Annotated in this window: 22 protein-coding genes; 9 read left to right on the top strand and 13 right to left on the bottom strand. The window is 71.0% G+C overall.

Annotated features, from left to right (window positions below):
* Positions 1-420 carry a universal stress protein gene (locus tag ACWCO8_RS01070; RefSeq protein WP_451030315.1) on the top strand — a complete coding sequence of 140 codons (420 nt, stop codon included), beginning with the start codon at positions 1-3 and terminating at the stop codon, positions 418-420.
* Positions 421-436: 16 nt separating this feature from the next.
* On the opposite strand, the gene ACWCO8_RS01065 is transcribed toward ACWCO8_RS01070, so the two are convergent.
* Together ACWCO8_RS01065 and ACWCO8_RS01060 are read right to left on the bottom strand one after the other, a co-directional pair.
* Positions 437-928, bottom strand: a complete 492-nt coding sequence (locus tag ACWCO8_RS01065) for an NUDIX domain-containing protein (protein WP_451030314.1) — start codon at positions 926-928, stop codon at positions 437-439.
* Positions 925-1,998, bottom strand: coding sequence for an ADP-ribosylglycohydrolase family protein (locus tag ACWCO8_RS01060; protein ID WP_451030313.1), 1,074 nt, complete (start codon positions 1,996-1,998; stop codon positions 925-927). Before ACWCO8_RS01060 ends, ACWCO8_RS01065 begins: the two co-directional genes overlap by 4 nt.
* A gap of 249 nt (positions 1,999-2,247) precedes the next feature.
* Here ACWCO8_RS01060 and ACWCO8_RS01055 point away from each other — a divergent pair, with 249 nt between their 5' ends.
* On the top strand, positions 2,248-3,402 hold the full coding sequence (locus tag ACWCO8_RS01055) for a glycerate kinase (RefSeq protein ID WP_451030312.1): 1,155 nt from the start codon (positions 2,248-2,250) through the stop codon (positions 3,400-3,402).
* Positions 3,403-3,516: 114 nt separating this feature from the next.
* Here the strand turns inward: ACWCO8_RS01055 and ACWCO8_RS01050 are convergent, their stop codons facing one another.
* Positions 3,517-4,722 carry a PucR family transcriptional regulator gene (locus tag ACWCO8_RS01050; RefSeq protein ID WP_451030311.1) on the bottom strand — a complete coding sequence of 402 codons (1,206 nt, stop codon included), beginning with the start codon at positions 4,720-4,722 and terminating at the stop codon, positions 3,517-3,519.
* 179 nt (positions 4,723-4,901) lie between these two features.
* Between ACWCO8_RS01050 and ACWCO8_RS01045 the strand changes: the two genes are divergently transcribed.
* From ACWCO8_RS01045 to ACWCO8_RS01020, 6 genes are all read left to right on the top strand, one after another.
* Positions 4,902-5,726 carry an ABC transporter ATP-binding protein gene (locus ACWCO8_RS01045; RefSeq protein WP_362002376.1) on the top strand — a complete coding sequence of 275 codons (825 nt, stop codon included), beginning with the start codon at positions 4,902-4,904 and terminating at the stop codon, positions 5,724-5,726.
* Positions 5,723-6,541 carry an ABC transporter ATP-binding protein gene (locus tag ACWCO8_RS01040; protein WP_451030310.1) on the top strand — a complete coding sequence of 273 codons (819 nt, stop codon included), beginning with the start codon at positions 5,723-5,725 and terminating at the stop codon, positions 6,539-6,541. The genes ACWCO8_RS01045 and ACWCO8_RS01040 overlap by 4 nt, the downstream gene beginning before the upstream one ends.
* Positions 6,538-7,428: a branched-chain amino acid ABC transporter permease gene (locus ACWCO8_RS01035; protein ID WP_362002379.1), complete on the top strand. Its 891-nt coding sequence runs from the start codon at positions 6,538-6,540 to the stop codon at positions 7,426-7,428. The genes ACWCO8_RS01040 and ACWCO8_RS01035 overlap by 4 nt, the downstream gene beginning before the upstream one ends.
* Entirely contained in the window at positions 7,421-8,530 is a 1,110-nt protein-coding gene (locus tag ACWCO8_RS01030; RefSeq protein ID WP_362002381.1) for a branched-chain amino acid ABC transporter permease, read from the top strand. The genes ACWCO8_RS01035 and ACWCO8_RS01030 overlap by 8 nt, the downstream gene beginning before the upstream one ends.
* Entirely contained in the window at positions 8,527-9,801 is a 1,275-nt protein-coding gene (locus ACWCO8_RS01025; RefSeq protein WP_451030309.1) for an ABC transporter substrate-binding protein, read from the top strand. The genes ACWCO8_RS01030 and ACWCO8_RS01025 overlap by 4 nt, the downstream gene beginning before the upstream one ends.
* 92 nt (positions 9,802-9,893) lie before the next feature.
* Positions 9,894-10,436: a GNAT family N-acetyltransferase gene (locus tag ACWCO8_RS01020; protein ID WP_451030308.1), complete on the top strand. Its 543-nt coding sequence runs from the start codon at positions 9,894-9,896 to the stop codon at positions 10,434-10,436.
* A gap of 82 nt (positions 10,437-10,518) precedes the next feature.
* On the opposite strand, the gene pssA is transcribed toward ACWCO8_RS01020, so the two are convergent.
* The 9 genes from pssA to ACWCO8_RS00975 all read right to left on the bottom strand — a co-directional run bounded on the left by pssA (position 10,519) and on the right by ACWCO8_RS00975 (position 21,439).
* Entirely contained in the window at positions 10,519-11,397 is an 879-nt protein-coding gene (gene pssA, locus ACWCO8_RS01015; RefSeq protein ID WP_451030874.1) for a CDP-diacylglycerol--serine O-phosphatidyltransferase, read from the bottom strand.
* Entirely contained in the window at positions 11,390-12,046 is a 657-nt protein-coding gene (locus ACWCO8_RS01010) for a phosphatidylserine decarboxylase (RefSeq protein ID WP_362002386.1), read from the bottom strand. Before ACWCO8_RS01010 ends, pssA begins: the two co-directional genes overlap by 8 nt.
* A 168-nt stretch (positions 12,047-12,214) precedes the next feature.
* Positions 12,215-13,420 carry an acyl-CoA dehydrogenase family protein gene (locus tag ACWCO8_RS01005; RefSeq protein WP_451030307.1) on the bottom strand — a complete coding sequence of 402 codons (1,206 nt, stop codon included), beginning with the start codon at positions 13,418-13,420 and terminating at the stop codon, positions 12,215-12,217.
* Between the two features lie 2 nt (positions 13,421-13,422).
* A complete protein-coding gene (locus ACWCO8_RS01000; RefSeq protein WP_030320137.1) occupies positions 13,423-13,947 on the bottom strand; it encodes a MaoC family dehydratase in 525 nt (174 codons plus the stop codon).
* 5 nt (positions 13,948-13,952) lie between these two features.
* A complete protein-coding gene (locus tag ACWCO8_RS00995; RefSeq protein WP_451030306.1) occupies positions 13,953-14,912 on the bottom strand; it encodes an HpcH/HpaI aldolase/citrate lyase family protein in 960 nt (319 codons plus the stop codon).
* Positions 14,909-16,936 carry a protein meaA gene (locus ACWCO8_RS00990; protein WP_451030305.1) on the bottom strand — a complete coding sequence of 676 codons (2,028 nt, stop codon included), beginning with the start codon at positions 16,934-16,936 and terminating at the stop codon, positions 14,909-14,911. Before ACWCO8_RS00990 ends, ACWCO8_RS00995 begins: the two co-directional genes overlap by 4 nt.
* A 17-nt stretch (positions 16,937-16,953) precedes the next feature.
* Positions 16,954-18,291 (bottom strand): crotonyl-CoA carboxylase/reductase, encoded by a 1,338-nt coding sequence (gene ccrA, locus ACWCO8_RS00985; RefSeq protein WP_362002389.1) that lies wholly within the window; start codon positions 18,289-18,291, stop codon positions 16,954-16,956.
* A gap of 393 nt (positions 18,292-18,684) precedes the next feature.
* Positions 18,685-19,536 (bottom strand): TetR family transcriptional regulator, encoded by an 852-nt coding sequence (locus tag ACWCO8_RS00980; protein ID WP_451030304.1) that lies wholly within the window; start codon positions 19,534-19,536, stop codon positions 18,685-18,687.
* 121 nt (positions 19,537-19,657) lie between these two features.
* The gene (locus ACWCO8_RS00975) at positions 19,658-21,439 is read right to left on the bottom strand and encodes a 3-hydroxyacyl-CoA dehydrogenase family protein (protein ID WP_451030303.1); all 1,782 of its coding nucleotides are present in this window, start codon (positions 21,437-21,439) and stop codon (positions 19,658-19,660) included.
* A gap of 356 nt (positions 21,440-21,795) precedes the next feature.
* On the opposite strand from ACWCO8_RS00975, the gene ACWCO8_RS00970 reads away from it, so the two are divergent.
* Positions 21,796-22,416 (top strand): HEAT repeat domain-containing protein, encoded by a 621-nt coding sequence (locus tag ACWCO8_RS00970; protein ID WP_451030302.1) that lies wholly within the window; start codon positions 21,796-21,798, stop codon positions 22,414-22,416.
* Here the strand turns inward: ACWCO8_RS00970 and ACWCO8_RS00965 are convergent.
* Positions 22,413-22,826 carry a RidA family protein gene (locus tag ACWCO8_RS00965; RefSeq protein ID WP_451030301.1) on the bottom strand — a complete coding sequence of 138 codons (414 nt, stop codon included), beginning with the start codon at positions 22,824-22,826 and terminating at the stop codon, positions 22,413-22,415. The genes ACWCO8_RS00970 and ACWCO8_RS00965 overlap by 4 nt on opposite strands.
* Positions 22,827-22,829: the final 3 nt, after the last annotated feature.

Raw genomic sequence — 22,829 nt, 5'->3', positions numbered from 1 at the left:
ATGTCGGTCGTGCTCGGATACGACGAATCCCCCGGCGCCGCCCGCGCGTTGCGGATCGCCGTCGAGGTGGCGCGCGCCTTCGACGAGACGCTCGTCCTGGTCTACGGCGCCGCGGTCCCCGGTCCCATGGGCGAGGAGTACCGGTCCCAGCAGGCGGCCATCCGGGAGGCGGGCCGCAGCGGCCTGCGGCACGCGGTCACGGAGGCCGACCGGGTGGGCGTGCCGACCGTCGTCGAGGTGATCGACAAGAAGCCGCCGGAGGCCCTGATCGACGCGGCGAACCGGCACGCCGCACGCGTCATCGTGGTCGGCAGCTGGGGCGAGAGCCCGATGCGCGGCGCGCTCCTGGGCTCGACCCCGCACAAGCTGCTGCACATGTCCCACGTACCCGTCCTCTGCGTACCGCCGGACGTCCTCTAGGGCCCTGGCTCCGGGCTCAGCGGACCGGGTGGCCGTTCTCCAGCTCCACCGGGCCGCCGCCGCGCGCCAGGGCGTCGAGGGCCGCGACCACCCGCCGGCCGAGCGAGCCGGGGAGATGGGCGAGCGCCTCGGAGGGGTCGATCAGCTTCCAGGAGAGCAACTCCTCCTCCTGGAGCCGGATCGCGGCGAACCGCTCGTCCGGCAGCACCCCGCCGTCGTAGATGTACGCCACGATCGGCGGCCGCTCCGTGCCGTGCACCCAGTCGACCGCGAGCAGCGCCCCCAGTTCCAGATCCAGGCCGATCTCCTCCGCCGTCTCGCGGCGCGCCGCCTGACGGGGCGTCTCACCCGCGTCCGACTCGATCGTGCCGCCGGGCAGCGTCCACCCCTCGCGGTAGTTCGGCTCGACGATCAGGACGCGCCCCTCGCCGTCCCGGAAGAGCGCGGCGGCTCCGGCGAGGACGCGGGGCAGGCCGGCGATGTACAAGGCGTAGTCGTTCGTCGTCATACGGTCAGCGTAGCCAGCCGCAGCGTCCGCTCGGCCAGCTCGCTGATCCGCACCCGGTCGAAGCCGAACACCGCGCTGCGCACCCGGTCCCGCAGCGGCTCCGACCACTGCGGCGGGATCGCCGTCGCCCCGCACATCACCCCCGCCACCGAACCGGCTGTGGCCCCGTTCGAGTCGGTGTCCAGGCCGCCCCGTACGGTCAGGGCGATCGTGGCGGTGAAGTCGCCGCCGCCGTACAGCAGTCCGGCCGTGAGGACCGCCGCGTTCGGCACGGTGTGGATCCAGCCCAGGCCTGCCGTCCGCTCCGCGAGTTCGGCGAGGGCGTCGGACCACTCCACGCCCGACTCGTGCAGCGCCATCGCGTGCCGGACCGTGCGCGCCAGGCGGCTGCTCGCCGGGATCCGTTCGAGCGCCGTCTCCAGGGCGGTGCGGACGTCCGGCGCGGTGAAGGCGGCGGCGATCAGGGCAGCCGCCCACATCGCTCCGTACACCCCGTTCCCCGTGTGCGACAGCACCGCGTCCCTGCGGGCGAGCGAGGCGGCGCGGCGGGGGTCGCCGGGCGAGGTCCAGCCGTACACGTCGGCCCGGATCAGCGCGCCGATCCACTCCTGGTGCGGATTGTCGTACGTGGCGGTGAGCGGCGGCTTCAGCCCGTTGGCGAGGTTGCGGTAGGCGGTCCGCTCGGCGGTGAACGTCTGGAGGTACGGCAGCCGCAGCAGCCAGACCTCGCCCAGCTGCTCGGTCGTGAAGGCGAACCCCCGGGTCTCCAGGAGGTGCAGGCCGAGGATCGAGTAGTCGACGTCGTCGTCCCGGCAGCTCTCCTGGATCCGCCCGCGCACGCATTGCGGCCACTCGGGCCGCAGCTCGAACCCCTGGGCCAGGGCGTCGGGCGGCGGTGGGGGCAGGTACTCGGTGAGCGGGAGGGCGTCCGTGACGCGCAGGTACCGGTCGATCAGCTCGGGCGTCCACAGATCGCCGCGCTCGACGGGCTTGCCGAGCATGTTCCCGGCGATCCGCCCCGTCCAGCCACCGAGGATGCGGTCGCCGAGTTCGCTCTCCTTGAACGCCATACATCCGGTCTACCGAATGCACCCCTGTCCCGCCCGCCGAACAAGCTGATTCGAACGAGGGCCCTAGCCCCGGCCCCACCGTCGGCGAGGCCGGGGCTGGGGAACTTTTGATCGATCGGATCCGATTCCGAGCTCATATGGCCCCACTATGGTGCGGAATATCGCCTTATCAGGGGGTGGCACGCCGTCTGGGGGTGCGGATAGGGTCGGCCACGGCGCGACTGCACGTTCGAAAGCAAGGGATGCAAGGTGACGGACGGAGCAGTAACTGAGGTCGCACGCGTACTCGTCGCGGCCGACAAGTTCAAGGGCTCGCTCACGGCCGTACAGGTCGCGGAGCGGGTCACAGCAGGTCTGCGACGGGTCGTCCCGGAGCTGGAAGTGGAGACCCTGCCGGTGGCGGACGGCGGCGACGGTACGGTCGCGGCCGCGGTGGCGGCCGGTTTCGAACGCCGTGAGGTACGGGTGACCGGGCCGGTCGGCGACCCGGTGACGGCGGCGTTCGCGCTGCGCGGCACGACGGCGGTCGTGGAGATGGCGGAGGCCTCGGGCCTCCAGCTCCTGCCGACGGGCGTGTTCGCTCCTTTGACGTCGACGACGTACGGCTCGGGCGAGCTGCTGCGCGCTGCGCTGGACGCGGGCGCGACGACGATCGTGTTCGGCGTCGGCGGCAGCGCGACGACGGACGGCGGCGCCGGGATGCTGGCCGCGCTGGGCGCGGTCTTCCTGGACGAGGCGGGCGAGCCGGTGGGCCCGGGCGGAGCGGCCCTGTCGTCCCTGGCGACGGCGGACCTGTCGGGCCTGGACGAGCGCTTCACCTCGGTGGACCTGATCCTGGCGAGCGACGTGGACAACCCCCTGACGGGCCCCAAGGGCGCGCCGGCGGTCTACGGCCCGCAGAAGGGCGCGACCCCGGAGGACGTGCAGACCCTCGACGCGGCGCTCACGCACTTCGTGACGGTCCTGGAGAAGGCCATCGGCCCCAAGGCGTCCGAGTGCGCGGTCGCGCCGGGCGCGGGCGGCGCGGGCGGCATCGGGTACGGCGCGCTCGTCGGCCTGAACGCGAGCTTCCGCCCGGGCATCGAGCTGATGCTGGACGTCCTGGGCTTCGCCCCGGCCCTCGACCGGGCCACGCTCGTCATCACGGGCGAGGGCTCCCTGGACGAACAGACCCTCCACGGCAAGGCCCCGGCGGGCGTCGCGGCGGCGGCCCGCGCGGCGGGCAAGGAGGTCGTAGCGGTCTGCGGCCGCCTGGCCCTGACGGAGACCGCCCTGACGACGGCAGGCATCAGCCGCGCCTACCCCCTCTCGGCCCTGGAACCGGACCCGTCCAAGTCCATCCCGAACGCGGGCCCCTTGCTGGAAGAGGTAGCGGCAACCATCGCCCGCGACTACTTGGCGTAGCCCCTGGGCGGGGCCCTCTGTGGTGGGCGCGGGGCGCAGCCCCTCGCCCACCCCCACCAGCCCCCGGACGGGGTTCGGGAAGGGGTGGGGTGGGGGCGCCGCGCCCCGGCCGCCTCACCCCGCCCCCACCCCCGTCAAGCGGAACGCGTCCAGCGCCAGGGTCATCTCCGTCAGGTCCCGGGGGCGGGACAAGGACCTCGCGGTCAGTTGCTCCAAGCGGCGCAGGCGGTTGAAGACCGTGTTCCGGTGGCAGTACAGGCGGGACGCCGCCCGCCCCGCAGAGCCCTCGCAGTCCAGCCAGACGTCCAGCGTCTCCAGCAGGATCGCCCGATCCGCCGGGTCCAGCTCCAGCAGCGCCCCCAGGACGTCCGCCACCAGCAGGCCCGCCAGTTCCGGCTGCCCCACCACCAGCGCCCCCGCCATCCGGCGGTCGAGGCGGACGATCTGCCGCGACTCCGGCGGACTCGTCCGCAGCGCCAGCTCCGCGAGCCGCCGCGCCCGGCCCAGTTCGGCCAGCCCCGTCACCACCGGGCTGATCCCGCCCGGACCCGGGCACCGCCCCTCCAGGAGCTCCGACAGCGCGTCCAGGCCCGTGCCCTCCGTCAGCGACACGACCCCGAACTCGCAGTCCGCGCCCATCCGCCACAGGAACCGCACCCCGGCCCCCTGAAGCCGCCGGTGGAACGGCTCCGGCACCTCCCGGCGGTCGTGCCGCAGCACCACCACCGCGTACCGCCCGTGCTCCGGCAGGTCCAGGCCCGCCGCAGCCCGTGACGTGACCTCGGGCGAGCGCTGCCCGTGGAGCAGCGCGTCGAGGAGCGCCTGGAGCTGCTCGTCCGTACGCCGCCGCAGCTCCAGCTCCGTCGCCCGGTACGCCTCCGACGCCGTGTCCGCCTGCGCGTCCACCGCCGACCACATGATCGTCGCCGACTGCGTCAGCGCGGCGAGCCGGGACGGAAACCCCGACGCGTCCTCGATCAGCGCATCCCACACCAGCTGCCCCGCATGCCGGTACGCGTGCACGACCAGCTCCAGCGGCATGCCCTGCTCCGCCCGCCGCCGCCCCAGCTCGTCCGCGTGCTCCAGGTCCCGCCGGGGCGAGTCCCGCGGCGCCGAGATCATCTCGATCCCGATCCGCAGGGCCTCCTGGGCCTCACGCCAGTGCTGGTCGTACGGCACGATCCGGCCGTACGCCGGCTCGTACTCGTGCAGCTCCCTCAGATGCTCGTCCACCAGCTCCGGCAGCCGCTCCAGAAGCGCCGTGCACGCCTCCGACAGCAGCTTCCAGTCGTCGCCGGTCCGCGGTCTGCGCCGTCCCATGCCCGGAGGATGCCACCCCCGCCCCCTTCCCGACAGGCCCCTGACACGCGGTGTTGTGCGCGTGCACAACCCACCGCCGCGCCCGCTGGTCACCGGCAGCGTTTCGGCCGCCGCACGTGGACGGGCGGGCACCGCGGTGCTGGGGTGAGCGCCACTGAACGGGCCACGGAAGGGGAACCATGGGAGGGACCGCACTCGCCCTCGAGGTAGCGGACCTGTCGGCGGGATACGGACCGGTACGTGCGCTGAGGCAGGTGTCGCTCACCGTGCCGGAGGGCGGAGTCGTCACCGTCCTCGGCGGCAACGGAGCGGGCAAGTCCACGCTGCTGCGAGCCGTCTCGCGCACACTGTCGTTCCACGGCGGAGCCGTCACCTCCGGCACCGTGACCTTCGGCGGCCGCCCGATCGGCGGGCTCGCCCCCGACCGGGTCGTCGCCGCCGGGGTCTCCCAGGTGCCGGAAGGGCGACAGGTCTTCGCGCGGATGACCGTCGAGGACAATCTGCGCGCCGGGGCGCTCGGCGCGAGCGGCGACCGCGCGGCGAAGGCGACGGCCCTGAAACGGGTCCACGAGCTCTTTCCCGTCCTCGCCGAGCGCGCCCACCAGCGCGCCGGGCTCCTCTCCGGCGGCGAGCAGCAGATGCTCGCCGTCGGCCGGGCCCTGATGGCCTCGCCGAAGCTGCTGCTCCTGGACGAGCCCTCGCTCGGCCTCGCCCCGCTGATGGCCGCCCGGATCGCCGACACGATCCGCGAGATCAACGCCCAGGGCACCGCCGTGCTCCTCGTCGAACAGAACGCGGCGCTCGCGCTGCGGCTCGCCACCCGGGCGTACGTCCTGGAGGTCGGCGAGGTCACCCTCTCGGGACCGGCCGCCGAACTCGCCGCCTCCGACGAGGTCCGCCGTCGCTACCTGGGCGTCGTGGACGAGGACGCCGCCGCCGACGCGGCGACCGCCGCCACCGTCCACCCGGTGCTCTCCCGCTGGCAGGAGGCCACGAAGCGATGACCCCCACAGCCGAGCACCCCGAGAGCTCCAAGAACTCCAAGAGCCCCGAAGCCCTCGAAGTCCGCGACCTCACCGTCCGCTTCGCCGGGCTCACCGCCCTCGACGCCGTCTCCTTCACCGTCCGCCCCGGCACCGTCCACGCCGTCATCGGCCCCAACGGCGCCGGCAAGTCCACCTGCTTCAACGTGCTCTCCGGGGTCTACCGGGCGACCTCCGGCAGCGTCCGCTTCGGCACGCACGAGCTGACCGCCCTGCCCCCGCACAAGATCGCCGAGCTCGGCGTCGCCCGGATCTTCCAGAACCTCGCGCTGCCGCCCCGCGCCACCGTCGAGGACAGCCTGATGCTCGGCCGGCACCGGCTCACCCGGACCGGCTTCGTCGCCGCCGGGCTCCGGCTGCCGTCCGCCGCCCGCGAGGACGCCCGCCACCGGGCCCGCGTCCGCGAGATCGCCGCCTTCGTCGGCCTGGAGAAGCAGCTCCGGCAGCCCGCGGGCTCGCTTCCGTACGGGCAGCAGAAGCTCGCCGAACTCGCGCGTGCCCTCTGCATGGAGCCCCAGCTGCTCCTCCTCGACGAACCCGTGGCCGGCATGACCGCCGACGAGCGGCGCCGTACCGCCGCCGTCATCGCGGGTGTCCGGGACAGCCTCGGGATCTCCATCGTCCTCGTCGAGCACGACATGGGAGTGGTGATGCGGCTCGCCGACGCCGTCACCGTCCTCGACTTCGGCCGCCGGATCGCCGACGGCGCCCCCGGCGACGTACAGAACGACCCGGCGGTCGTCCGCGCCTATCTCGGAGAGGAGACCGCCGAGTGACCACCTTCGCCGAACTCCTGCTCAACGGCGTCTCGTTGGGCTCGATCTACGCCCTCATCGCCCTCGGTTTCGTGGTGATCTTCCGCGCCACCGAGGTCGTCAACTTCGCCCACGCCTCGCTGCTCCTCGCCGGCGGGTACTTCACCGCCGTCCTCCACGACGACATCGGCTTCTGGCCCGCCCTCGCCGTCGGCATCGGGGGAGCGGCGGCCGTCGGCGCCGCCGTCGAGTTCCTCGTGATGCGCCGCTACCGGGGCTCCGACCACAGCGTCCTCGCCATCGTCACCATCGGCGTCGACATCCTGCTCGCCACCGAGCTGACCCGCCGGATCGGTACGGACATCCTTTCGCTCGGCGACCCGTGGGGCGACGCCGTCGTCACCGTCGGCTCGATCACCCTCGCGCAGACCCGGATCGCCGCCTTCCTCCTCGCGGGCCTGCTCATCACCGCGTTCCTGCTCGCCTTCCGGTACACCTCCTGGGGCGTCGCCATGCGCGCCGCCGCCGAGAACCAGGAGACCGCCGCCCTGATGGGGATCCGGCTCGGCCGGGTCTCGCTCGGCGCCTGGGCGGTGGCCGGCGGCCTCGCCGCCGTCGCCGCGCTCTTCCTCACCGTCTTCCCCACCCCCGGCCTGGAGCGCTCCACCTCCTTCGCCGCGATGAAGGCCTTCCCCGCCGCCATCCTCGGCGGCCTCGACTCCACCACCGGCGCCCTCGTCGGCGGCCTCCTGGTCGGCGTCACCGAGTCCCTCGCCACCGGCTACCAGGGCGATCTGACCTTCCTCGGCCGGGGCATCGGCGACCTCGCCCCGTACCTGGTGATGGTCGCGGTGCTGCTGATCCGCCCGGCCGGACTCTTCGGTACGAAGGAGCTGGCCCGTGTCTGAGACCCTCGCACCCCGCTCCTTCGCCGCGCTCGCCCGGCCCCGCGTCTACGGGTGGGCCGCCGCCGGCCTCGTCCTCGCCGCGTTCCCCTTCTACCTGGACCGCTTCTGGCTCCAGGCCGGGCTCTTCGCCATGGCCGCCGCGATCGGCGCCATCGGCATCAACCTGCTGACCGGCGCCACCGGCCAGCTCTCCATGGGCCACGCCTTCTTCCTCGCCGTCGGCGCGTACGGCTACTGCGCCTTCGCCGGCGACGGGGCGGACGGGCTCACCGGGCTCGGCCTGCCGGGCTGGCTCGCCGCCGTCCTCGCGGTCGTTCTCGCGGGCCTCGCGGGTGGCGTGTTCAGCCCCATCGCGGGCCGGCTGAGGGGCGCGTACCTCGGCATCGCCACCCTCGCGCTGATCTTCATCGGCCAGCACGTCCTCTTCAACGCCCACGACCTCACCGGCGGCTTCAACGGCCGCGCGGTGCCCCCGCTGAGCCTCTTCGGGATCACCTTCGACGACAGCGAGCTGCTCGTCGCCCAGGTGCCGTTCGGCTCCGCCGAGAAGCTCTGGTACCTGGGCCTCGTCCTCCTCCTCGCGGGCGCCCTCTTCGCCCGCGGGGTCCTGCGCGGCCGCCCCGGCCGCGCCATGAACGCCATCCGGGACCACCGGATCGCCGCGGGCGTCATGGGCATCCCCGTGGCCCGCTACCGCGCCGCCGTCTTCGTCCTGTCGTCCATGTACGCGGGTCTGGCGGGCGTGCTCCTCGCGCTGGTCTTCCAGCGCACCGTGCCGGAGTACTTCGGCATGCTGCTCTCCCTCGAATACCTGGCCATGATCGTCATCGGCGGTCTCGGCTCGGTCGCCGGCGCGGTGGTCGGAGGCGTCTTCGTCTCCCTGCTGCCGCAGCTCCTCAACCGGTACAGCGACGCGCTGCCCCTGGTCTCCGCCCCCGGGACGGGCGGGATCGCACCGGGGGAGGCCGCCCGCTACCTCTACGGCGCCGCCGTCGTCGCGGTGGTGCTCTTCCTGCCCGGAGGCCTGGTCCGGCTGGCCGCCCGGAAACCCAAGCGATCCACCCAACCCTCGACCTCGCACTCCTCTGGGGAGGAACGATGACCCACCGACGACTGGCGTCCAGAACCCTGGCCGTCGCGCTCGCCACCCTCGTCGCCCTGACCGCCGCCGGCTGCAGCTCCAAGGCCAAGACCGGCGAGGACAAGGGCACCGGCGCCGGCGGGGTGAAGACCGGCACGGGCGTCACCGACAAGACGATCACGCTCGGCGCGCTCACCGACATGACCGGCGTGTACGCCACGCTCGGCAAGAGCGTCACGCAGGCCCAGCAGCTGTACGTGAAGCAGGTCAACGCGGCCGGCGGGATCTGCGGCCGGCAGCTGGAGCTGACGGTCCGCGACCACGGCTACGACCCGCAGAAGGCGCTCTCCGCCTATACCGAGCTGGAGCCGAAGGTGGTCGGCTACGCCCAGTTCATCGGCTCGCCGTTCGTCGCGGCGGTCAAGCAGCGCGTCGACGGCCAGGACAAGGGGCTCGTGCTGCCCCAGGCCTGGTCCGCCTCCCTGCTCGGCTCCCCGTACATCCGCGTCCTGGGCTCGACGTACGACATCGAGACGATCAACGCCGTCGACTTCCTGGTGAAGGAGAAGGGCCTCAAGGCGGGCGACAAGCTCGGCCACGTCTACTTCGAGGGCGACTACGGCGAGAACGCGCTCGCGGGCTCGAAGTACGCGGCCGAGAAGGCGGGCCTGACCGTCGTCGAGCAGAAGATCAAGCCCACCGACAACGACATGTCGGCGCAGGTCGCCGCGCTCAAGCAGGCGGGCGTCAAGGGGATCGTGATCAGCGCGGGCCCGCGCCAGGCCGCCTCCCTGGTCGGTGTCGCGGCGGCGACCAAGCTCCAGGTGCCGGTGATCGGCAACAACTCGGCCTTCGCCCCGCAGCTGCTCGGCACCCAGGCGGGTCCCGCCCTGGAGAAGATGTACTGGTTCGCCTCGCCGAGCCTGCCGATCGGCGCGGACACGGAGGCGGCGAAGAAGCTCGTCGCCGACTACAAGGCCGCGTACCCGAGCGACAGCCTCGACAACGGCATCGTCGCCGGCTGGACGGCCGCGAGCGTCTTCGGCGAGGCCCTGAAGAAGGCCTGCGCCTCCAAGGACCTCACCCGCGAGGGCATCGACAAGGCGCTGCTCACCCTGAAGGACGTCGACCTCGGCTTCGGCATGAAGCACGACTTCAGCGACCCGAAGGCCCCGTCCTCCCGCGAGTCGGTCATCATCCAGCCCGACAAGACCGTCCCCGGCGGCATGCGTACGGTCCGCGAGCCCTTCGTCTCCGACACGGCGAAGGAGTTCACCCCCAAGGCCGGCTGACCCCCACCGCCCCGATCGCCCCGCCCCGCCCCCGCGCGGCGGGGCTCCGGCGCGTCACCTCCACGAAACAGACCCGTGTGAGGCTCGGCCCCATGAACACCCACACCCCCGCGACCACGGTCGACCGCCTCGACCCCGCCCGGATCCGCGCCCACGCCCAGGACGGCCTCGCCGCCCTCCTCGTCGACGCGGTCGACGGCGGAGCCTCGCTGGGCTTCCTGACGCCCCTGGACCCCGCCGAGGCGGCCGGCTACTGGCAGGGCGTCGCCGACGAGGCGGAGCGGGGCGTACGCGACGTCTGGGCGGCCCACGCCCCGGACGGCGAGGTACTCGGCGCGATCACCCTCGCCCGGACCGACAAGCCGAACGGCCGCCACCGCGGCGAGATCGCCCGGCTGATCGTCCACCGCTCCGCGCGCGGCCGCGGCCTGGGCGCCCGCCTCCTCGCCGCCGCGGAGGCCCACGCGGCCCGCGAGGGCCTCACGCTCCTGGTCCTCGACACCCAGACCGACAGCCCCGCCGAGGCGCTCTACCGCAAGGCGGACTGGACCCCGGCCGGCACGATCCCTGACTACGCCGCCGACCCCACGGGCACCCTCCACCCCACCACGCTCTACTACAAGCGCCTGACCTGAAGCGGACAGCGGACAGCGGACACGACGAAGGGCCCGGAGACCAAGTCTCCGGGCCCTTCGTCGTACACGTACACCTGCTTGCCTACGGCACCTGCGCGGCCTCCGCCTGGCGGGCCTCGCGGCTCTCGCGGCGGTTGTCACGGAAGGTGTTCACACGCCGGGCGGTCGCGAAGAGGGGGATCACGGCGCCCAGGACCACCTGCAGCGCGCAGCCGGTCTGGAGCAGCAGCTGCCCGCCCGGGGCGTCGAACGCCCAGGCCGCCAGCATGCCCATCGCGCCCACGATCCAGCTGAGCATCGCCACCGCGAGGATGCCCCGCGGCTTCGGGTACTCGACCCGGCTCACCATCAGCCAGGCGACACCGATGATCGCGAGCAGCGTCGGGACGAACGGCAGCTCGAGAAGCACGATCGAGACGACCGTCAGCGCGCCGAAGGGGCTCGGCATGCCCTGGAACATGCCGTCCTTCATCGTCACGCACGAGAATCTCGCGAGCCTCAGCACCACCGCCAGCAGCACCGCGACCGCGGCCACCGCCGAGACCTTCTGCTGCGCCCCGTCCGGGACCGCGACCATGCCGTACACGAGTACGAAGTAGGCCGGGGCCAGACCGAAGCTGATGAGGTCCGACAGGTTGTCGAGCTCGGCGCCCATCGGCGACGAGCGCAGCTTGCGGGCCACGATGCCGTCGAAGAGGTCGAAGATCGCCGCGGCCAGCATGAGGATCACGGCCGTGGCGGCGCTGTTGCGCGCCATGCCGGTCTCCGTGCTGCCCGTGAGGTGCGGGATGAGGATTCCGGTGGTGGTGAAGTACACCGCCATGAATCCACACGTGGCGTTACCGAGCGTGAGGGCGTCCGCTATGGACAGCCTCAGCGACAGCGGCATCTCCTCCGACTCCTCGGCCTCCTCGGCGTCGGAGTCGGCCCAGTCGGCGGCCCGGGTGTCGGGATCAATCACGGTCAATGCGAGTCACCCCCGCGGTCGTGGTCTGACCGACCTCGACGGCGACGTCGACACCTTCCGGAAGGTAGATGTCAACGCGCGACCCGAAGCGGATCAGACCGATGCGCTCGCCCTGCTCGACCTTCGTCCCCTGGGGGATGTACGGCACGATGCGCCGAGCGACGGCACCGGCGATCTGCACCATCTCGATGTCACCGAGCTCGGTGTCGAAGTGCCAGACAACGCGCTCGTTGTTCTCGCTCTCCTTGTTGAACGCCGGGACGAACCCGCCGGGGATGTGCTCCACGGACGTCACCGTGCCGGCCAGCGGCGCGCGGTTGACGTGGACGTTCAGCGGGCTCATGAAGATGGCGACCCGGGTGCGTCCGTCCTTCCACGGCATGATGCTCTGCACCACACCGTCGGCGGGGGAGATGACCCGGCCCTGCGCGATCTCGCGCTCGGGGTCGCGGAAGAACCACAGCATGCCCGCCGCGAGCGCGGTGGTGGGCACGGCGATGGCCGCGGCACGCCGGGACTTGCGCGCACGCGCGAGGCTCAGCGCCGCGGTGGCGACGGTCGGCAGAAGCCACGGCGATGCTCCGCGTGCGATGCGTACGCCGGAGAGGCTGTCGCGAGGTGCAGAGGTTTGGCTGTGGGGCATGGATGACCTTCGTAGCGGATGATGCCGCACTGGCAACGGGGACGGCGGCTTTCAAACGATGCTATCGGTTGCGGGCCGCAACTGGGTAAGCCAGAAGCCGAGTCGGCGGCCGGAAGACGAACACGGGGTGTGATCTTCTTCGCGGCCGAACCGACTCAAAGGCGACAATCAACCCTGGAACCGGTACTCCTCGAGGAGCCTACGACCGATGATCATTTTCTGGATCTCGGCGGTACCTTCACCGATGAGCAGCATCGGCGCCTCACGGTAGAGGCGCTCGATCTCGTACTCCTTCGAGAACCCGTACCCACCGTGGATACGGAAGGCGTCCTCGACGACTTCCTTGCAGTATTCGGAGGCGAGGTACTTCGCCATCCCCGCTTCGAGGTCGTTTCGTTCCCCGGAGTCCTTTTTGCGTGCTGCGTTCACCATCATCGCATGAGCGGCCTCGACCTTGGTAGCCATCTCGGCGAGCTTGAACTGAATCGCCTGGTGCTGGGCGATCGCCTTGCCGAAAGTGTGACGTTGCTGGGCATACGAGACGCCCAGCTCGAAGGCACGCTGCGCGACACCGCAGCCACGGGCCGCGACATTCACGCGGCCGACCTCCACGCCGTCCATCATTTGGTAAAACCCTCGGCCGGTGGTCCCGCCGAGGACCCGATTGGCCGGAATGCGCAGTCCGTCCATGATGAGTTCGGTCGTGTCGACGCCCTTGTAACCCATCTTGTCGATCTTCCCCGGGATGGTGAGGCCGGGGCGGACCTCTCCGAAGCCCGACTCCTTCTCGACGAGGAAGGTCGTCATCGACTTGTGGGGCGCCGTGCCCTCGGGGTGTCCTTCGTCACTTCGGACGAGAACGGCGACCAAGGTTGACGTTCCGCCGTTCGTCAGCCACATCTTCTGGCCGTTGAGGACGTACTCGTCGCCGTCCTTGACGGCCTTGGACGTGATGGCCGACACATCCGAGCCGAGGCCCGGCTCCGACATCGAGAACGCGCCACGCGTCTCGCCGGCCGCCATCCGCGGAAGGAAGTAGTCCTTCTGCTCCTGGGTGCCGTGCTGCTTCAGCATGTACGCGACGATGAAGTGCGTGTTGATGATGCCGGAGACCGACATCCAGCCACGGGCGATCTCCTCCACGCACAGCGCGTAGGTGAGCAGCGACTCGCCCAGGCCCCCGTACTCCTCGGGGATCATCAGACCGAAGAGGCCGAGCTCCTTGAGCCCGTCCACGATCTGCTGCGGATACTCGTCGCGGTGCTCCAGCTCGGTCGCGACCGGGATGATCTCCTTGTCGACGAACTCCCGGACGGTCTTGAGAATCTCCTGCTGGACGTCCGTGAGCCCGGCGGTCTGGGCGAGTCGGGCCATGGCTACTTCTCCGTCTTCTTCGCGGGCTCGATCAGCTCGGGGCGGCCGGGCTGCTCGCCGCCGCGCTCCTTGATGTACGTCTCGGTGGGCACCATCACCTTGCGGCGGAAGACGCACACGAGGGTGCCGTCCTGCTTGTAGCCCTTGGTCTCCACGTAGACGATCCCGCGGTCGTTCTTCGACTTCGACGGGGTCTTGTCGAGGACCGTGGTCTCGCCGTAGATGGTGTCGCCGTGGAAGGTCGGGGCCACGTGGCGCAGCGACTCGATCTCCAGGTTGGCGATCGCCTTGCCCGAGACGTCCGGCACGGACATGCCGAGCAGCAGCGAGTAGATGTAGTTGCCGACGACGACGTTCTTGCCGAAGTCCGTCGTGTTCTCGGCGTAGTTCACATCCATGTGCAGCGGATGGTGGTTCATCGTCAGCAGACAGAAGAGGTGGTCGTCGTACTCGGTGACCGTCTTCCCGGGCCAGTGCTTGTAGACGGCGCCGACTTCGAACTCTTCGTAGGTACGGCCGAACTGCATCGGGATCAGGCCTCCGGGATCTCGAACTTGCTGGTGCGCTGCATGCCGGCGGCGCGGCCCTTGCCCGAGATGACCAGGGCCATCTTGCGGGAGGCCTCGTCGATCATCTCGTCGCCGAGCATGGCCGAGCCCTTCTTGCCGCCGGCCTCGGAGGTGTAGTAGTCGTACGCGTCCAGGATCAGCTCGGCGTGGTCGTAGTCCTCCTGCGAGGGCGAGAAGATCTCGTTCGCGGCGGCGACCTGGTCCGGGTGCAGCACCCACTTGCCGTCGAAGCCGAGGGCCGCGGCGCGCTGCGCGACCGCCTTGTAGCCCTCCTGGTTGCGGATCTGCAGGTACGGGCCGTCGATCGCCTGGAGGTTGTTGGCGCGGGCGGCCATCAGGATGCTCATCAGGATGTGGTGGTAGGCGTCCGCCGGGTAGCCGGGCGGCTGCTCGCCGACGACCAGGGACTTCATGTTGATGGAGGCCATGAAGTCGGCCGGGCCGAAGATGATCGTCTCCACGCGCGGCGAGGCCTGCGCGATGGCGTTGACGTTGTTCAGGCCCTGGGCGTTCTCGATCTGCGCCTCGATGCCGATCTTGCCGACCTCGAAGCCCATCGTCTTCTCGATCTGCGTGAGCAGCAGGTCGAGCGCCACGATCTGCTGGGCGTCCTGGACCTTCGGCAGCATGATGCAGTCGAGGTTCTGGCCGGCGCCCTCGACGACCGTGACGACGTCCCGGTACGTCCAGTGGGTCGTCCAGTCGTTGACCCGCACGACGCGCGTCTTGCCGGTCCAGTCGCCCTCGTTGAGGAACTTGACGATGGTGTGCCGGGCCTCGGGCTTGGCGAGCGGCGCGCAGGCGTCCTCCAGGTCCAGGAAGACCTGGTCGGCGGCGAGCCCCTGGGCCTTCTCCAGGAAGCGCGGGTTGGAGCCGGGGACCGCCAGGCACGAGCGACGCGGGCGGAGACGGTTCACAGTCATGCGGGGACCTCCAGGGGGTCGAGCTTGTTCGCTTTCCGGATCTCGTCGACGATACGGCCGATGATCTCGGTGATGCCGAAGTCCTTCGGGGTGAAGACGGCGGCGACACCCGCCCGCTTCAGTTCTGCGGCGTCGGCGTTCGGGATGATCCCGCCGACGATGACCGGGACGTCGTGCGCGCCCGCCTCGCGGAGGCGGTCCAGGACGTCGGGGACCAGCTCGGCGTGCGAGCCGGAGAGGATCGAGAGGCCGACGCAGTGCACGTCCTCGGCGAGGGCCGCGTTCACGATCTGCTCGGGCGTCAGCCGGATCCCCTGGTAGACCACCTCGAAACCGGCGTCACGCGCGCGTACGGCGATCTGCTCGGCCCCGTTGGAGTGCCCGTCGAGGCCCGGCTTGCCGACCAGGAGCCGCAGCCGTCCGGAGCCGAGCTCCGCGGCCGTCTTCGCCACCTTCTCCCGTACGAGAGCCAGCGGCGTGCCCTCCTCGGCCGTCACCGCCACCGGGGCGGAGGAGACGCCCGTGGGGGCGCGGTACTCGCCGAACACCTCGCGCAGCGCCCCGGCCCACTCGCCCGTGGTGACCCCGGCGCGCGCGCACTCCAGCGTGGCCTCCATGAGGTTCGCGGAGCCCTTGGCCGCCTCCTTCAGGCGCTCCAGCGCCTTGCAGGGCCGCGGGTGGTTGAACGGCGGCTGGTAGCGGGTGTCGCGCCAGTGCCGGAGGGAGGCCACGACCTTGGCCTCGTTCGCCGGGTCGACCGACATGATCGCCGTGTCGAGGTCCGCGGTGAGCGGGTTCTCCTCGGTCGACTGGAAGATGTTGACGCCGATGATCTTCTCGTCGCCCGCCTCGATCCGGGCCCGCCGCTCGGCGTGCGAGGAGACAAGCTGCGACTTCAGGTAGCCGGACTCGACAGCGGCCATCGCACCGCCCATCTCCTGGATCCGGTCGATCTCCGCCAGGCACTCCTCGACGAGCGAGTCGACCTTGGCCTCGATCACGTGCGAGCCGGCGAAGATGTCCTCGTACTCCAGCAGGTCGGACTCGTGGGCGAGCACCTGCTGGATGCGGAGCGACCACTGCTGGTCCCAGGGGCGGGGGAGCCCGAGGGCCTCGTTCCAGGCGGGCAGCTGGACGGCACGCGCGCGTGCGTCCTTGGAGAGGGTGACGGCCAGCATCTCCAGGACGATCCGCTGGACGTTGTTCTCCGGCTGCGCCTCGGTCAGGCCGAGCGAGTTGACCTGGACGCCGTAGCGGAACCGGCGCTGCTTCTCGTTCTCGATGCCGTACCGCTCCCGCGTGACCTTGTCCCAGATGCGGCCGAAGGCGCGCATCTTGCACATCTCCTCGATGAAGCGGACGCCCGCGTTCACGAAGAACGAGATGCGGGCGACCACTTCGCCGAAGCGGTCGGCGGGGACCTGGCCGGAGTCCCGGACCGCGTCGAGCACCGCGATCGCGGTGGACATCGCGTACGAGATCTCCTGGACCGGAGTGGCCCCCGCCTCCTGCAGGTGGTAGCTGCAGATGTTGATCGGGTTCCACTTCGGCATGTGGTTCACCGTGTAGGTGATCATGTCCGTCGTGAGGCGGAGGGAGGGGCCGGGCGGGAAGACGTGCGTCCCGCGCGACAGGTACTCCTTCACGATGTCGTTCTGGGTGGTGCCCTGGAGCTTGGTGACGTCCGCGCCCTGCTCCTCGGCGACCACCTGGTAGAGCGCCAGCAGCCACATCGCCGTGGCGTTGATGGTCATCGAGGTGTTCATCTGCTCCAGGGGGATGTCCTGGAACAGCCGGCGCATGTCACCGAGGTGCGAGACCGGGACCCCGACCCGGCCGACCTCGCCGCGGGCGAGGATGTGGTCGGGGTCGTAGCCGGTCTGCGTGGGCAGGTCGAACGCGACCGAGAGGCCGGTCTGACCCTTGGCGAGATTGCGGCGGTACAGCTCGTTGGACGCCTCGGCGGTCGAGTGGCCGGCGTAGGTCCGCATGAGCCACGGCCGGTCCTTCTGACGCTCTGTCATGGACGTGTCCCGCTTTCTCAGATGTTGCGGAAGCGGTTGATGGCGTCGATGTGCTTCGCGCGCATCTCCGGGTCGCGGACGCCGAGGCCCTCCTGGGGGGCGAGTGCGAGGACGCCGACCTTGCCCTGGTGGAGGTTGCGGTGGACGTCGTAGGCGGCCTGGCCGGTCTCCTCCAGGGAGTAGACCTTGGAGAGCGTCGGGTGGATCTTGCCCTTCGCGATCAGCCGGTTGGCCTCCCAGGCCTCGCGGTAGTTGGCGAAGTGCGAGCCGATGATGCGCTTCAGGGACATCCACAGGTAGCGGTTGTCGTACTCGTGCATGTAGCCCGAGGTCGAGGCGCAGGTGGTGATGGTGCCGCCCTTGCGGGTGACGTAGACGCTCGCGCCGAAGGTCTCGCGACCGGGGTGCTCGAAGACGATGTCGATGTCCTCGCCGCCGGTCAGCTCGCGGATGCGCTTGCCGAAGCGCTTCCACTCCTTGGGGTCCTGGGTGTGCTCGTCCTTCCAGAACTTGTAGCCCTCGGCGTTGCGGTCGATGACCGCCTCCGCGCCCATCGCCCGGCAGATGTCGGCCTTCTCCGGGGAGGAGACGACACAGATCGGGTTGGCGCCGCCGGCGAGGGCGAACTGGGTGGCGTACGAGCCGAGTCCGCCGCTCGCGCCCCAGATCAGGACGTTGTCGCCCTGCTTCATGCCGGCGCCGTTGCGGGAGACCAGCTGGCGATACGCGGTGGAGTTGACCAGGCCGGGGGAGGCGGCCTCCTCCCAGCTCAGGTGGCCGGGCTTCGGCATCAGCTGGTTGGACTTGACGAGCGCGATCTCCGCGAGCCCGCCGAAGTTGGTCTCGAAGCCCCAGATGCGCTGCTCGGGGTCGAGCATCGTGTCGTTGTGGCCGTCCGAGGACTCCAGCTCGACCGAGAGACAGTGCGCGACGACCTCGTCGCCCGGCTTCCACGAGTTCACGCCGGGGCCGGTGCGCAGCACGACGCCCGCGAGGTCGGAGCCGATGATGTGGTACGGCAGGTCGTGGCGCTTGCTGAGCTCGCTGAGCCGGCCGTAGCGCTCCAGGAAGCCGAAGGTCGACACCGGCTCGAAGATCGAGGTCCAGACCGAGTTGTAGTTCACGGAGCTGGCCATGACGGCGACCAGGGCCTCGCCCGGGCCGAGCTCGGGGAGCGGCACGTCGTCCAGGTGGAGCGACTTGCGCGGGTCCTTCTCGCGGCTCTCGAGGCCGGCGAAGATCTCCGTCTCGTCCTTGTGGACGGTCACGGCGCGGTACGACTCGGGGAGCTTGATGTGGGCGAAGTCCGAGGACGTGGAGTCCGGGGACTGGATCGCGTCCAGGATGTCCTTCACGGGGTGCCTCCGGCGGAGCGGTGAACGTCAGGGGAGTTACTGCGGTGGAGGTGTGCCGTCGGTTCGGCGGGGGTGGTGCGGTGGGTCGCGCCTGGTGGGCGCTGACGTTGCCTGTGACGCAGGCGTCCGGGCGCACAATCACGATCGCTTGTGGGGACAGCCGGCGCACGAGGAGATCTCTGCGCGCCGGCCGCCCGGACACCATCAACGTATGGCACCGCGTGTCACCTGACAAGGCACTGCGTGCCAACAATTTCACTCATATGCAATCTGCTGGTCACACATGAGCGATGATCGATCGAAGTGGCCCTGAAAACGCCACGAATACGACGAAGGCCGCCCCCGATGCCGGGGGCGGCCTTCGTCGTACGTGAGGGGTGCGTGAGGGGTGGCTCAGCCCTTCAGGGCCTCCTGGATCGTCCGCATGACCTCGTCCAGGGGGGCGCCCGTGCGGGCCACGGCGATCACCACGTCGCCCTCGCCGGTCACCGTCGCCGCGGCCGGACCGGACGCCGGACCCGACGCCGTTGCGGGCGTCTGCGAGCCGCCCTGCGTGGCCGACGCCGGCCGGGCGCCTATGCCGGAGCCGAAGGTCTCCCGGACGATCGCGAAGGCGTGGTCCAGCTGGGCCTCCACGTCGCCCTGGCCGCCCGCCCGCAGCCAGCGGCGCAGCACGTGGTTGTGGGCCGTGACGACCGCGGAGGCGGCCACCTCGGCGAGCAGCGGGTCGTCGTTGCCGTCGTGGTGGTCCCGCTCGTCGAAGTGGCCGAGAAGATAGCGGGTGAACAGCCGCTCGTAGCGGGCCACCGAGGCGATCTCGCGCTCCCGCAGGGTGGGTACCTCGCGGGTGAGCCGGTAGCGCTCCACGGAGACCGCCGGGGACCCCGCGTACATCTTCATGACTTCCTTGATGCCCCGGCAGACGGTGTCCAGCGGGTGCTCGTGCGGCGGCGCGGCGTTCAGCACCGCCTCCGCCCGCACCAGGGTGTCGTCGTGGTCCGGGAAGATCGCCTCTTCCTTGGACCGGAAGTGGCGGAAGAACGTCCGGCGGGCGACCCCGGCCGCCGCCGCGATCTCGTCGACCGTCGTGGCCTCGTACCCCTTGGTCGCGAAGAGCTCCATCGCCGCGGCCGCCAGCTCACGGCGCATCTTCAGGCGCTGCGCGGCCGCACGGGTGCCCGCCGCGCTCTCCGTGTCGGCGGTGGACAGGGACGTGGCACGGGGTGACTTCGCGGCCTTGGACATGTCCTGAACGTACTGCATCAGTGCGGGAGTGTGCCCAGGTGGGGGAGGGTCGCCAGGGCCCGTGCCCGGGGTGCCGGAGGCACTCCCGGGGCTCAGCAACCCTCCCCAGCCCGCGGAGGGCTCAGCGACGGGCATATTCGCGGAAGCCGCGCCCCGTCTTGCGGCCCAGGCAGCCGGCCGCCACCAGGTGCTCCAGGAGCGGCGCGGGGGCCAGACCCGGGTCACGGAACTCGCGGTGCAGCACCTGCTCGATCGCGAGCGAGACGTCCAGGCCGACCACGTCGAGGAGCTCGAACGGCCCCATCGGGTAGCCGCCGCCCAGCTTCATCGCGGCGTCGATGTCGTCCAGGGTCGCGTAGTGCTCCTGGACCATCTTGATCGCGTTGTTCAGGTACGGGAAGAGCAGCGCGTTCACGATGAAGCCGGCCCGGTCGCCGCAGTCCACCGGGTGCTTGCGGATCTTCGCCGTCACCTCGCGGACCGTGGCGTGGACGTCGTCGCCGGTCAGGACCGTACGGACGATCTCCACCAGCTTCATCGCGGGCGCCGGGTTGAAGAAGTGCATCCCGATCACGTCCTGCGGGCGCGAGGTCGCGCGGGCGCAGGCGACGACCGGCAGGGACGAGGTCGTGGTGGCCAGCACCGCGCCCGGCTTGCAGATCTTGTCGAGGCGCGCGAAGAGCTCCTGCTTGATCGCCAGGTCCTCGGCGACCGCCTCGACCGCGAGGTCGACCTCGGCGAAGGCGTCGACGGAACCGGCCGGGGTGATCCGGGCCAGGGTCTCGTCGCGGGCCTCGCCGGTCATCCGGCCCTTGTCGACCGAACGGGCGAGGGACTTCGCGATCCGGGCCTTGGCGGTGTCGGCCTTCTCCTGCGAGCGGGCGGCGAGCACGACCTCGTACCCGGCCTTGGCGAAGACCTCGGCGATCCCGGAGGCCATGGTGCCGGAGCCGGCCACGCCGACCGAGCGGACCTCGCGGCCCTGGGCCGTGGCGGCGCTCTCCAGCGGGGTCAGCGCGTCGCGGACCGTCGTGGCCGAGCCGGCGGCGTCGTACGTGTAGAAACCGCGCCCCGACTTGCGGCCGGTGAGGCCCGCCTCGCTGAGCTGCTTGAGGATCGGGGCGGGGGCGTGCAGCCGGTCGCGCGACTCGCTGTACATCGCCTCCAGGACCGTACGGGCGGTGTCGATGCCGATCAGGTCGAGCAGCTCCAGCGGGCCCATGGGCAGACCGCAGCCGAGCTTCATGGCGGCGTCGATGTCCTCGCGGGAGGCGTACTTCGCCTCGTACATCGCGGCGGCCTGGTTGAGGTAGCCGAAGAGCAGCCCGTCCGCGACGAAACCGGGGCGGTCGCCGACCGCGACGGGCTCCTTGCCGAGGTCGTGCGCCAGCGCGGTGACGGCCTCGACGGCCTGCGGTGCGGTGAGGACGGAGGAGACGACCTCGACCAGCTTCATGGCCTGGACGGGGGTGAAGAAGTGCAGCCCGAGCACGCGCTCCGGGTGCGCGGAGTCGGCCGCGAGCCGGGTCACGGAGAGGGCGTTGGTGCCGGTCGCGATGATCGCGTCGGGCCGGATGATGCCGTCCAGGGCCCGGAAGACCTCCTGCTTGGCCTCGTACGACTCGGGCACGACCTCGATCACCAGGTCGGCGTCGGCCGCCGCCTGAAGGTCGGAGTAGGTACGGAAGCGGGCGAGGACGTCCCGCCGCTCCTCCTCGGTGATCCGCTCACGGGCCACCGCGCGGGCGGTGGACGCCTCCAGGGCGGCGACCGCCTGGCCGGCGGCGGCTTCGCTGATGTCGATACCGATGACCTCGCGGCCGGCCCGGGCGAGGACATCGGCGATGCCCTTGCCCATGGTGCCGAGACCGACGACGGCGATGGTGGAGAGAGGGGTGTCCATCAGGGGACTCCAGGAGGTGAAGAGTGACGACTGAAGGCGGCGATCGCGGGAGCGATAAGGCGAATCGCGAGGGCGAAATCGGATCGCGTGCGGGCGAACACGAATCGCTCGGGGGCGAAACAGGTCGCGTTGCGGGCGCGTGTGGAACGCGCGGGAAAAGGGGCGACGGACTCTGTCCCGGAGTCACGTCTGAAACTGCCGAACCGACACACTCGATCTCACGACGGCTGCGTCACCAGGCCGTTGTGAGGGGTGCGGGGGTGACCCGCTCACCTGAGATTAACCGGCGGGTAACGAGCGCGCCAGTCCCGGGGAGTTCGGAAAATGTGATCTGGATCGCGGATACCCTGACGGCCATGGAAATCGCCCAGGACCCCGAATTCTGCTCGATGATCGATCGATTGCGGGACGAGATCCAGGACGGCGGCGAAGCCGATCGAAAAGCATTCGAGGAACTCGTCGCCACCGACGATCACGAGGAGTTCGCGCGCGTCCTGACCGCGCCCGGCCAGCCCCTCCGGTCCCGCGAGCTCGCCGCCTTCCGGCTCGGCCTCGCCGGTGACCCGCGCGCCTTCGAGGCCCTGGTCCTGCTCCTCAACCACCGCGACCCCGAACGGTGCGTCTCCGCCGCGTACGCCCTCGCCCGGCTCGGCGACCCCCGGACGGCGCGGGCCGCCGCCGCGCTTGCGACCAACGAACTCCGCGTCGCCTACGCCCTCTTCCCGGTCCGGCTCCTCACCGACCTGCGCGCCCCCGAGTCCGTACCGACCCTGATGGCCGTCCTCGAACGTCGCCTGGCGCGCGACGATCCGCACTGGCGCGTGGGCCTCGCCTGCGTCGAGGGCCTCGGCACGCTCGCCGACACCCGGGCCAGGCCGGCCCTCGAAGCCGCCCTGCCCCACCCCCGCCTCGGCCCGGCGGCGGAGGCGGCCCTCGCCCGGCTCGCGGACCAGGCCTATCGGGCCGACAGGCCCTAGCGCTCGCCGTCCTCCGCTGTCAGCGCGAAGGCCTCGATCTCGATCAGCAGCTCCGGGCGTACGAGTGCGGCGACCTGGACCGCCGAGCTCGCCGGGAGCGGCGCGGTGCCGAACGCCTCGTCGCGCGCGGCCCGGACGGCGGGCAGGTGGGCGACGTCCGTGACGAAGTACGTCAGCTTCACGACGTCCTCGAACCCCGCGCCCGCCGAGGCCAGGCAACGGCGCAGGTTCGCGAAGACCTGACGGGCCTGCGCCGCCGGGTCGTCCGCCCCGACGACCGCGCCCGAGGCGTCGAAGGAGCACTGGCCGGATATCGCGACGAACCGGCCCGTGCCCCATACGACATGGCTGTACTGGGGGCTGGCGGCGACACCGTCGGGGGCGGACACGTGGGTCAGGTGCGAACTCATGCC

Source organism: Streptomyces sp. NPDC001927, assembly GCF_053594455.1.
The sequence above is the reverse complement of the archived record's forward strand: the minus strand, read 5'-3'. Positions and strand labels throughout refer to the sequence as shown.

What these genes read in the sequence shown, in the direction of transcription:
- ACWCO8_RS01045 (WP_362002376.1), top strand. Translation starts at nt 4,902, where the DNA reads ATGGGAGGGACCGCACTCGCCCTCGAGGTAGCGGACCTGTCGGCGGGA.
- ACWCO8_RS00970 (WP_451030302.1), top strand. Translation starts at nt 21,796, where the DNA reads ATGGAAATCGCCCAGGACCCCGAATTCTGCTCGATGATCGATCGATTG.
- ACWCO8_RS01070 (WP_451030315.1), top strand. Translation starts at nt 1, where the DNA reads ATGTCGGTCGTGCTCGGATACGACGAATCCCCCGGCGCCGCCCGCGCG.
- ACWCO8_RS00980 (WP_451030304.1), bottom strand. Translation starts at nt 19,536, where the DNA reads ATGTCCAAGGCCGCGAAGTCACCCCGTGCCACGTCCCTGTCCACCGCC.
- ACWCO8_RS01010 (WP_362002386.1), bottom strand. Translation starts at nt 12,046, where the DNA reads ATGCCCCACAGCCAAACCTCTGCACCTCGCGACAGCCTCTCCGGCGTA.
- ACWCO8_RS00995 (WP_451030306.1), bottom strand. Translation starts at nt 14,912, where the DNA reads ATGACTGTGAACCGTCTCCGCCCGCGTCGCTCGTGCCTGGCGGTCCCC.
- ACWCO8_RS01025 (WP_451030309.1), top strand. Translation starts at nt 8,527, where the DNA reads ATGACCCACCGACGACTGGCGTCCAGAACCCTGGCCGTCGCGCTCGCC.
- ACWCO8_RS00965 (WP_451030301.1), bottom strand. Translation starts at nt 22,826, where the DNA reads ATGAGTTCGCACCTGACCCACGTGTCCGCCCCCGACGGTGTCGCCGCC.
- ACWCO8_RS01020 (WP_451030308.1), top strand. Translation starts at nt 9,894, where the DNA reads ATGAACACCCACACCCCCGCGACCACGGTCGACCGCCTCGACCCCGCC.
- ACWCO8_RS01005 (WP_451030307.1), bottom strand. Translation starts at nt 13,420, where the DNA reads ATGGCCCGACTCGCCCAGACCGCCGGGCTCACGGACGTCCAGCAGGAG.
- ACWCO8_RS01040 (WP_451030310.1), top strand. Translation starts at nt 5,723, where the DNA reads ATGACCCCCACAGCCGAGCACCCCGAGAGCTCCAAGAACTCCAAGAGC.
- ACWCO8_RS01050 (WP_451030311.1), bottom strand. Translation starts at nt 4,722, where the DNA reads ATGGGACGGCGCAGACCGCGGACCGGCGACGACTGGAAGCTGCTGTCG.
- ACWCO8_RS01000 (WP_030320137.1), bottom strand. Translation starts at nt 13,947, where the DNA reads ATGCAGTTCGGCCGTACCTACGAAGAGTTCGAAGTCGGCGCCGTCTAC.
- ACWCO8_RS01060 (WP_451030313.1), bottom strand. Translation starts at nt 1,998, where the DNA reads ATGGCGTTCAAGGAGAGCGAACTCGGCGACCGCATCCTCGGTGGCTGG.
- ACWCO8_RS00975 (WP_451030303.1), bottom strand. Translation starts at nt 21,439, where the DNA reads ATGGACACCCCTCTCTCCACCATCGCCGTCGTCGGTCTCGGCACCATG.
- ACWCO8_RS00990 (WP_451030305.1), bottom strand. Translation starts at nt 16,936, where the DNA reads ATGACAGAGCGTCAGAAGGACCGGCCGTGGCTCATGCGGACCTACGCC.
- ACWCO8_RS01065 (WP_451030314.1), bottom strand. Translation starts at nt 928, where the DNA reads ATGACGACGAACGACTACGCCTTGTACATCGCCGGCCTGCCCCGCGTC.